Source organism: Sphingomonas sp. TREG-RG-20F-R18-01, from assembly GCF_022662475.1.
Taxonomy (GTDB): Bacteria; Pseudomonadota; Alphaproteobacteria; order Sphingomonadales; family Sphingomonadaceae; genus Sphingomonas.
Genome location: NZ_JAKNQQ010000031.1, coordinates 1 through 7,773, shown reverse-complemented (window position 1 = coordinate 7,773; position 7,773 = coordinate 1). Strand labels below are relative to the sequence as shown.

Sequence of the window (7,773 nt, the reverse complement as noted above, 5' to 3'; positions counted from 1 at the left end):
AAAACTAGGGTTAACGTTTCGCATTGATCTATGTAGTTATTAATTTGTTATAAATCAGCGACTATTACTGGGCTAAAGTGGTTTGAATAATCGCCGTTCGGGTGTTTATAATCGGCGACTCCTAGGATTAACGAGCCATGCAGATGGACGTGCCGGTCAACTTGACAGGAGAGGCGATCGGGCTCCCTGGCTCACGAGCAACCACCGAAATGCAGCCTTCATTGGCACGAATCGTCGCCGACGCTATCCACGCCACTGGATGTAGCGCTGCGATCGTATGCCGGGAATGCGATGGCGAACTTGCGATCATTGCAAGCGACGGTGCTGGCTCCCTCCCTAACATCGCACCTGTCGTTTTGGCTTCCGATATAACCAAACAGACACGGGCTCTCGCGACGCAGTTCGCCGATGAGGCACCAGCGTCTCCGATCGGTTTTCATGCGGGGCATGGTCCGGACGTGCGGTTTGCCGCAGCGGCGCGAATCGCATGTGATGAGGATGCCTTCCTCATCGTCCTGCACGATCGGGATCATGCCCCGCTCAGCGCCGCGCAAACCTATGTCCTGCGTGCGCACGCGGCCCATTTGGCGACGATGTTTGAGTTGGCGAGGTTGCGCGAGCGGGTCGAGTTGGTCGATGGCGTTGCCCACGCCAGGGTCGAGCGGCTGCGCTTGCTCGAGTCAGTCGCGGTCCATGCTCGCGATTCCATCATCATCACCGAAGCCGAGCCGCTCGATCTGCCAGGGCCGCGGATCCTTTACTGCAACGCGGCCTTCACCCGGGCGACGGGATATTCGGCCATAGAGATGCTCGGGCAAACCCCGCGGATACTGCAAGGCCCCAAGACAGATCCCGCGGCACGCGCGCGCCTGCGTCAGGCCCTATTGGCCTGGGAGCCGGTTGAGATCGAGATGATCAATTACCGCAAGGACGGCATGGAATTCTGGGTCGAGCTCAGCATCGTGCCAGTGGCGGATGATCGGGGCTGGTTCACCCACTGGGTGTCAGTGCAACGCGACATCACCGAGCGCAAGGCAGCCGAACAGCTCGCTCGTCGCGTGCGCGTTGCCGAATTCGAGAACAAGGCGCTCGAGGCGGAAATTCAGGAGCGCAAGCGGGTCGAGGCTGAGTTGCTCTACACCGCGTTCCACGACAACCTGACGCGTCTGCGAAACCGTGCATTCTTCATGGAACGGCTGACCACAGCCCTCGAACGCGCGCGCGACGAGAAGCTTGCGGCATGCTCGGTGCTGTTTCTTGACCTCGATCAGTTCAAGATCGTCAATGACAGCCTCGGCCATATCGCTGGCGACGCGGTGCTGAAGGAGATCGCGCAACGCCTCAAGGGCTGTATCCGACCACAGGATACGCTCGCACGCATTGGCGGCGACGAATTCGCGATTCTGATCGAGGATGCGGCAGGGCTCGCTACCCCGGTGGGGGTCGCTGAACGGATCATTGACGCGCTGCGTGCGCCTGTCCAGCTCGGTCGGCAAAGCGTCTTTCCCTCATGCAGCATCGGCATCGTCCAGTCGGCCAATCGCCTTGCTCAGCCCGAGGACCTGATCCGTGATGCCGATATCGCGATGTATGTCGCCAAACGCGCCGGCTACGGCGACTATGCCATCTTCGACGCATCGATGCATGACAATGCCGTTGCCCGGCTAACGCTGCAGACCGATCTTCGGCGGGCGATCGATCGCGGCGAGTTTCACCTGGCCTATCAACCCATCGTCGATCCCACGACGGGCTTCATTTTCGGTTTCGAGGCTCTGCTACGCTGGGATCACCCCGACCGGGGGCCGATTGCACCCGACGATTTCATCTTGGTCGCAGAAGAAATTGGGGTGATCCGCCAGATCGATCGCTGGGTTATGCACGAAGCGTGCGCGCAGCTCCGCGAATGGCAACGATACTACGCGAACCCGGCGCTCCGTATGAACCTGAACACCTCCGCAGTCGAGTTCGTCGATCCCGACTTTCTCGCCGATCTGGCAGCCACACTGGTCGAATTCAGCCTGCAGCCGCAATGCATCGAACTGGAGATCACCGAAGGTATCTTCCTGCATCCATCGCCCGGTATCGCAGCGACGATCGCGGCGATCCGTCAGCTCGGCGTGCGGGTCGCACTCGATGATTTTGGCACTGGCTATTCCTCGCTGAGCTACATCAACCGCTATCCCATTGACACGATCAAAATCGATAAGTCGTTTATCGACGGCGTGTGCACGGATTCCCGCACCCGGGCGATCATCGACCTTATCGTCCAATTGGGGCGAACGCTCGATCTCGCAGTCGTCGCGGAAGGGGTGGAGACGAAATCGCAGGCCGATGCGCTTACCGCCATCGGCTGCGGGGCAGTGCAAGGCTTTCATTTTGCCCGACCGCTGTCTCCTTGCGATGCGACGCATTTGCTCGGCTCGACCGATCGCGGCGATCAACAGGCTCTTAACGACTCTTCTGCCACGACTTCGCGATGACCGTCTCGAACGAACGCGCCCGACTCGATGCTCTCTACCAGTTGAACCTTCTCGACACGCCCGCCAGCGAGAGCTTCGATCGCATCACGCGGATGGCGAGCCAGCTTTTCAAGCTGCCAATCGCCGCGGTATCGCTCACCGACCATGACCGCCAATGGTTCAAGTCTCGGGTCGGCATCGCCCACGACGCTGTTACGCGGACCAAGGCGCCGTGCTCGCAGGTTGCAGAAACGACCGATACGCTGGTGATTCCGGATCTTCTCGACAATGCCTTCTACCGGGATTGTCCGATCGCCCAGGATGGCATCCGTTTCTATGCCGGCGCGCCGCTCGTCACGCGCGACGGGCACGGCCTGGGCGCCTTATGCGTCCTTGGGACCGAGCCTCGCAATATCGATCCCAAGGAAATAGCCGCGCTGAACGATCTGGCGGCGATGGTCATGTCACAAATTGAATTGCAGCACGCATTCGGGCGCATCGATCCGCTGAGCGGGCTGCCAAATCCTACCCAGTTCCTTGACGATATCGCCGACCTCGGCCGCGACAAGCCCGGCGAACGCCGGCTTGCCATTATGCTCGACCTTGCGCGGCCTGAGCAGATCAACAACATGGTGCGGGTTATGGGGCCGTCCCACGTCGACGACATGGTGCGTAAGGCGGCGCAGCAATTGCGCGAGATACTGCCAGCTGGGCGCACCGCCTATCATGTCGCCGCCACCCAGTTCGCCTATCTCGCCGATCCGGACATGTCCGATGACGCCTATGCCGCGATGCTGGAAGGGATGCTGAAACGGTCCCGCGCGGAACTAACGGTGCAGCTGGTTTCAACGATGGCAGTGGGTATAGCGCCCTTCATGGTGGGCGAGACAGATCCGCGAGACGTGCTGCGTTTAACGCATAGTGCCGCTCAGGATGCAAGGGGATCCGAGACATCGGTGAGTCTGTACTCGATCAAGAGCGACGGGGCGCATCGACGCCGGTTCGGCCTGCTGAGAGATTTTGAGAACGCGCTTGCCGCTCACGATCAATTGCGGCTGGTGTATCAACCGCGTGTCGACCTTGCGTCGCGCGCGTGCGTCGGCGCTGAGGCCCTGCTGCGATGGCAGCATCCGACGCTCGGCGATGTTTCACCCAGTGAATTCATCCCGATCGTTGAGCGATCCTCCCTTGCGCGACCCTTGACTCAGTGGGTGCTGGACCACGCCCTTGGGCAGCTCAAAAACTGGTCACGAGTGGGCTTGAGGATGCCACTCTCGGTCAACATCTCGGCCGCTAATCTCGAGGAAAGCGATTTTGCGCCCAGCGTCCAGCTGCTGTTGCTCAAGCACGGGATCCGGCCCGAACTCCTCGAGCTTGAATTGACCGAGAGCGCGGTGATGGAAAACATCGGTCCCGCGCTCGACCAACTCAACACGCTATACGGTGCCGGCATCAAGCTTGCCATTGACGATTTTGGAACCGGATATAGCAGCCTTGCCTATCTGCAACGCCTGCCGGCACAGGTCCTCAAGATCGACCAGGGCTTCATCCGCGGCGTGCTGGATGGCGAACGCGAGATGCAGCTGGTGCGCTCGATGATCATCTTGTCGCACGACCTCGGTTTTCACACCGTTGCCGAAGGTGTCGAGACGACCGAGCTCGCCGAGCTGTTGGAGACGATGGGGTGCGACGAGGCACAAGGCTATTTATTTACGCGCCCGCTGGAACCCGCCGCCTTCGTTGCGTGGATCGAGGATTGGAACGCGGCGACGCTGGCGCAAGCGGTCGGCTGAACGGCGCCGCGAAAGTCACATTGGGCAGCAGCGCCGGAGATCGAGGTTTACCGCTTGATCCTAACAAAGCTGCTCAATAACGCTTTCGTGTTGGCATCCGGCACCTGATCGACAAGATTATCGACCATGTCACCAAACGATCCGTCGCCAGATACGGCCTCGACCTTCTGACACGCCATATCCCAGGCACCGAACTCGCGATCATCGACTTCGCGAAACGACAGCATCACCGTCGCCCGATGACGCGTGTCATTCTTGATCCGGCTGAAAGCAGCCTCGACCAGCGGGCCAGAACCCTCAAGCTCCTGAAGAAATCGCTTGCCGTCATAGATCAGAAGGCCGGTGATACTGTCGCGTGCGTTATTGCGCCGCGATGACGCGAGGATCGCCTCGACATCGATCGGCGCTGCGCCGGGTCGCGCCGTGCTGATAAAGCTTAGCTGATGCATGCCGGCCTTTCGATATGGCACGTCGGGTATCGCAAGGTGGTTAAATAGCTGTGAGACTGGGACGTTCGCGCCTATTACCTGTCAAGGACGGGAAATCGGCACGCCAGCCAAAGCGGGCGAGACGACGCCGGCGTTGCATCAATCAGGTCTATCGCGTCCCGAGCTTTGGGCGCTGTCGTAAAGCAGACCGCAACTGCTGGGCTTTCGCCTCATATTCGGTTGCTAGCCCGCGGTGCCAGGAAGCCGCTTCGAATTGGAAGATGCGTCGGCGGCTTGCGGCTCCTTGCACGCGCGGTGCTCATAATATTCCAGATTTTCGTCAGACATGCTGCCTTCAAAGCCCTTTACCACCGTTTGCCCATCCTTATTGCGTGACGGGCACCCTGATTTCGAAGCACTTAGATCCGTTGGACGGCAGGATGATCAGACCGCCGATCGATTGCATCAACCGTTGGACGAGCCCGAGGCCAAGTCCGCCATCCCGTCGAGCGCCTAACTCCGGGAAGGGCAGGCCGTCATCATCGACGATGACGACTAGGTTTTGGTCATCTCGGTGCCGAACGATAATGCGGATATGGCCGCCTTTCTCCTCCTCGAATGCGTGCTTGATCGCATTCGTCGCCAGTTCGTTGACGATCAGCGCTAAGGTCGTGATCTGCACATCCGAGACACCGTCGGATCGGCTTTCGACTTGAAGCGATACAAGGATCTGGCGTGGTTCGGCTTGAGCGTGCAGCGCTTCGCAAATCTGTCTGAGCGACGCTTCGAGCGTGTGATGATGCTGATGAATCAAGGCGGCGCGGGCGCGGGCAAGAACTGCGACACGGTCCATCGTATCAGCCAGTGCTTGCCGCGTTTCCGCGCTTTGCGCGCGTCGGCTTTGGAGCGCCAAGAGACTGACGACGAGCTGGAGATCGTTCGCGCAGCGGTGATTGGTTTCGCGCAGTAGCAGGTCGCCCTCGGGAAAGTCCCGATAGGCTGGGAGAGGACCATGATGCCCTGCCGCACTTTCACCAGCCGTCATGACGCTCTTAAACCGGAATTGGATTGCTCAAAGCCCATCGCTGCATCCGACCCTGTGGACCCTGCGCGCGGATCGTGGAGATAGTCAGGATCGAAATCGCCAAGGCGACATAATGCATCCGCATCGGTGATCGTCATCACCCGCTTGCCGGGTTCGATCAGGCCTTCGCTGCGCAGCAGCTGCAAAGTCCGATTGACGTGAACGGACGTCAGTCCGAGCGTATCGGCGATCACTTCCTGGGTGAGCGGCATCTCGAAGGTGTCATCGCCGCTTCTCAGGCGCTCACTCAACTCGCATAATAAGTGGGCGATACGCTGCTTGGCAGACCGGCGACCAAGGCAGACCGCCAATTGGCTTAGGGTTGCGCTGTCGATCATCGCGAGCCAGGCGATCGTCTTCGCGATGCCGGGATGCTTCTCTGCCAACACGAGCAGCCGTTCCCGTGGCATGCTTAGAACTTTCACCGGGGTCAGTGTTCGCAGCCCGTAGCCGCGGCTTTTCAGCAAGATGGTGTCAGGATTAGCCGTATCCCCCGGGATCAGCAGCGCCACGATCTGGCGACGGCCGTCTCGGGTCAACTTGTATCGGTATGCCCAGCCTTCAAGCACTATATGCACATGATCGGCGCTATCGCTTTCACGCACGAAGTCTTTCGATGCGCCGATCGATCGTGTCATTCCTCCCGCATCCTCCAGCGCGCGCCGCTCTTCCGGTGACAGGAAAGGGGACGCGGCAAGCCGCGTGCCCCCAAACAACGAAGGTCTGGCGGAGGAATGTCCATCTGCGCGGCTAATTTCAAGCATGTTTGGCCCGGCGCACCGGGTCGGTGATGCGCTCGCGATACGCGTTGGCAAGATTCAGATGGACCCTGATAACCTCCGGCTTGGTCGCTCGCTGCGCCTGCTCGAGTTCGGCGTCGGCTCGCTGCTGATAGTAGCTGATATCGTCGGTCATAGCGGCTCCCCGTTTCCATTCAGAAACGATACATATCGCGGCATCGCGGCGCGGTAAGCCTAACCGGCGATACTGTCTGCTAACCTACATTGGGCTCCAGCTGTTGACAGCGGCTCGATCGAGAACCGACGCACGTTCCAAACGACGAAAAGATGCATCCTCCGGTGGGGAACTTGCAAGACAATTCCGCGCTTTTTGAAATTGGCCCACGGAACTGTCGGATAGCATACACTTGGCTACCGAGACTTATGCCGCCGACGATGCTATGCCGCACATATTACTCGCCGTTTTCAGGGCGCGAGTGGCTGGAAGAGCCGTCGTGCTTTCGCCCCAATTTCAGGGGCGATCATGTCTCAGGCCGAATCCGTATATAGTCCTAATTTGCTTCTTCAGGCGATGACGCCTAAGGATCTCGCTCTGCTTACACCCCATCTGGAGCGGGTAGACCTCGCACAGAGTCAGGTACTCAGTCTCGCCCACGAGCTGATCGAGTTTGTCTATTTCCCAGAAGGGGGCGTTGTGTCGATCGTGTCGATAACGCCCGGCGACGGGCGAACCGAAGTCGGTATCTTCGGAATCGAGGGTATGTCCGGTATACCGATCCTGCTCGGCACCGACTCCTCGCCGCAAGAAGTTTTCGTCCAGGTCGACGGCACGACTGCCATGCGTATTGCCGTTGTCGACCTGCGTAACGCCATCCGACAAAGCGTTTCATTGCAAACGCTGCTGTTGCGTTACATTCAGGCATTTCTTATTCAGTCTGCCTACACGACGACATCCAACGCCCATCACCGCGTCGAAGCGCGTCTCGCGCGTTGGCTACTGATGTGCCACGACCGCGTTCAGGGCAACGAGATCCGCCTCACGCATGAGTTCATGTCAATGATGATCGCGGCCCAACGCACCGGCGTCACCGTGACACTACATATTCTCGAAGGTGCAGGCATGATCCGCTCGAAGCGGGGCCGCGTGGAGATACTCGATCGCGAGAAACTCGTCGATCTTGCCGGCGATGCTTATGGCCAGCCTGAAGCCGAATATCGACGGCTTATTGCGCCTTTCGGCCGCGGCACCGAAAGCACGAGCGCTGCGGA

General features: G+C 59.5%; 7 protein-coding genes. 3 read left to right on the top strand and 4 right to left on the bottom strand.

The window, feature by feature from the left end; translation table 11 throughout:
* Window positions 1-137: 137 nt before the first annotated feature.
* Both L8K25_RS22365 and L8K25_RS22360 read left to right on the top strand, forming a co-directional pair.
* A complete protein-coding gene (locus tag L8K25_RS22365; RefSeq protein ID WP_242141234.1) occupies window positions 138-2,480 on the top strand; it encodes an EAL domain-containing protein in 2,343 nt (780 codons plus the stop codon).
* A complete protein-coding gene (locus tag L8K25_RS22360; RefSeq protein ID WP_242141233.1) occupies window positions 2,477-4,252 on the top strand; it encodes a sensor domain-containing phosphodiesterase in 1,776 nt (591 codons plus the stop codon). The genes L8K25_RS22365 and L8K25_RS22360 overlap by 4 nt, the downstream gene beginning before the upstream one ends.
* Window positions 4,253-4,299: 47 nt before the next feature.
* On the opposite strand, the gene L8K25_RS22355 is transcribed toward L8K25_RS22360, so the two are convergent.
* The 4 genes from L8K25_RS22355 to L8K25_RS22340 all read right to left on the bottom strand — a co-directional run bounded on the left by L8K25_RS22355 (window position 4,300) and on the right by L8K25_RS22340 (window position 6,679).
* A complete protein-coding gene (locus L8K25_RS22355) occupies window positions 4,300-4,701 on the bottom strand; it encodes a BLUF domain-containing protein (RefSeq protein ID WP_242141232.1) in 402 nt (133 codons plus the stop codon).
* A gap of 364 nt (window positions 4,702-5,065) precedes the next feature.
* Complete coding sequence (locus tag L8K25_RS22350) at window positions 5,066-5,725, bottom strand: sensor histidine kinase (protein ID WP_242141231.1); 660 nt, start codon at window positions 5,723-5,725, stop codon at window positions 5,066-5,068.
* Window positions 5,722-6,402 carry a Crp/Fnr family transcriptional regulator gene (locus L8K25_RS22345; RefSeq protein ID WP_242141230.1) on the bottom strand — a complete coding sequence of 227 codons (681 nt, stop codon included), beginning with the start codon at window positions 6,400-6,402 and terminating at the stop codon, window positions 5,722-5,724. The genes L8K25_RS22350 and L8K25_RS22345 overlap by 4 nt, the downstream gene beginning before the upstream one ends.
* Before the next feature lie 118 nt (window positions 6,403-6,520).
* Window positions 6,521-6,679: a hypothetical protein gene (locus tag L8K25_RS22340; RefSeq protein ID WP_242141229.1), complete on the bottom strand. Its 159-nt coding sequence runs from the start codon at window positions 6,677-6,679 to the stop codon at window positions 6,521-6,523.
* 348 nt (window positions 6,680-7,027) lie between these two features.
* Between L8K25_RS22340 and L8K25_RS22335 the strand changes: the two genes are divergently transcribed.
* Window positions 7,028-7,773, top strand: a 746-nt coding sequence (locus L8K25_RS22335) for a Crp/Fnr family transcriptional regulator (protein WP_242141228.1), incomplete at its 3' end; no start/stop codon positions are given.

What these genes read in the sequence shown, in the direction of transcription:
- L8K25_RS22345 (WP_242141230.1), bottom strand. Translation starts at nt 6,402, where the DNA reads ATGACACGATCGATCGGCGCATCGAAAGACTTCGTGCGTGAAAGCGAT.
- L8K25_RS22355 (WP_242141232.1), bottom strand. Translation starts at nt 4,701, where the DNA reads ATGCATCAGCTAAGCTTTATCAGCACGGCGCGACCCGGCGCAGCGCCG.
- L8K25_RS22360 (WP_242141233.1), top strand. Translation starts at nt 2,477, where the DNA reads ATGACCGTCTCGAACGAACGCGCCCGACTCGATGCTCTCTACCAGTTG.
- L8K25_RS22340 (WP_242141229.1), bottom strand. Translation starts at nt 6,679, where the DNA reads ATGACCGACGATATCAGCTACTATCAGCAGCGAGCCGACGCCGAACTC.
- L8K25_RS22365 (WP_242141234.1), top strand. Translation starts at nt 138, where the DNA reads ATGCAGATGGACGTGCCGGTCAACTTGACAGGAGAGGCGATCGGGCTC.
- L8K25_RS22350 (WP_242141231.1), bottom strand. Translation starts at nt 5,725, where the DNA reads ATGACGGCTGGTGAAAGTGCGGCAGGGCATCATGGTCCTCTCCCAGCC.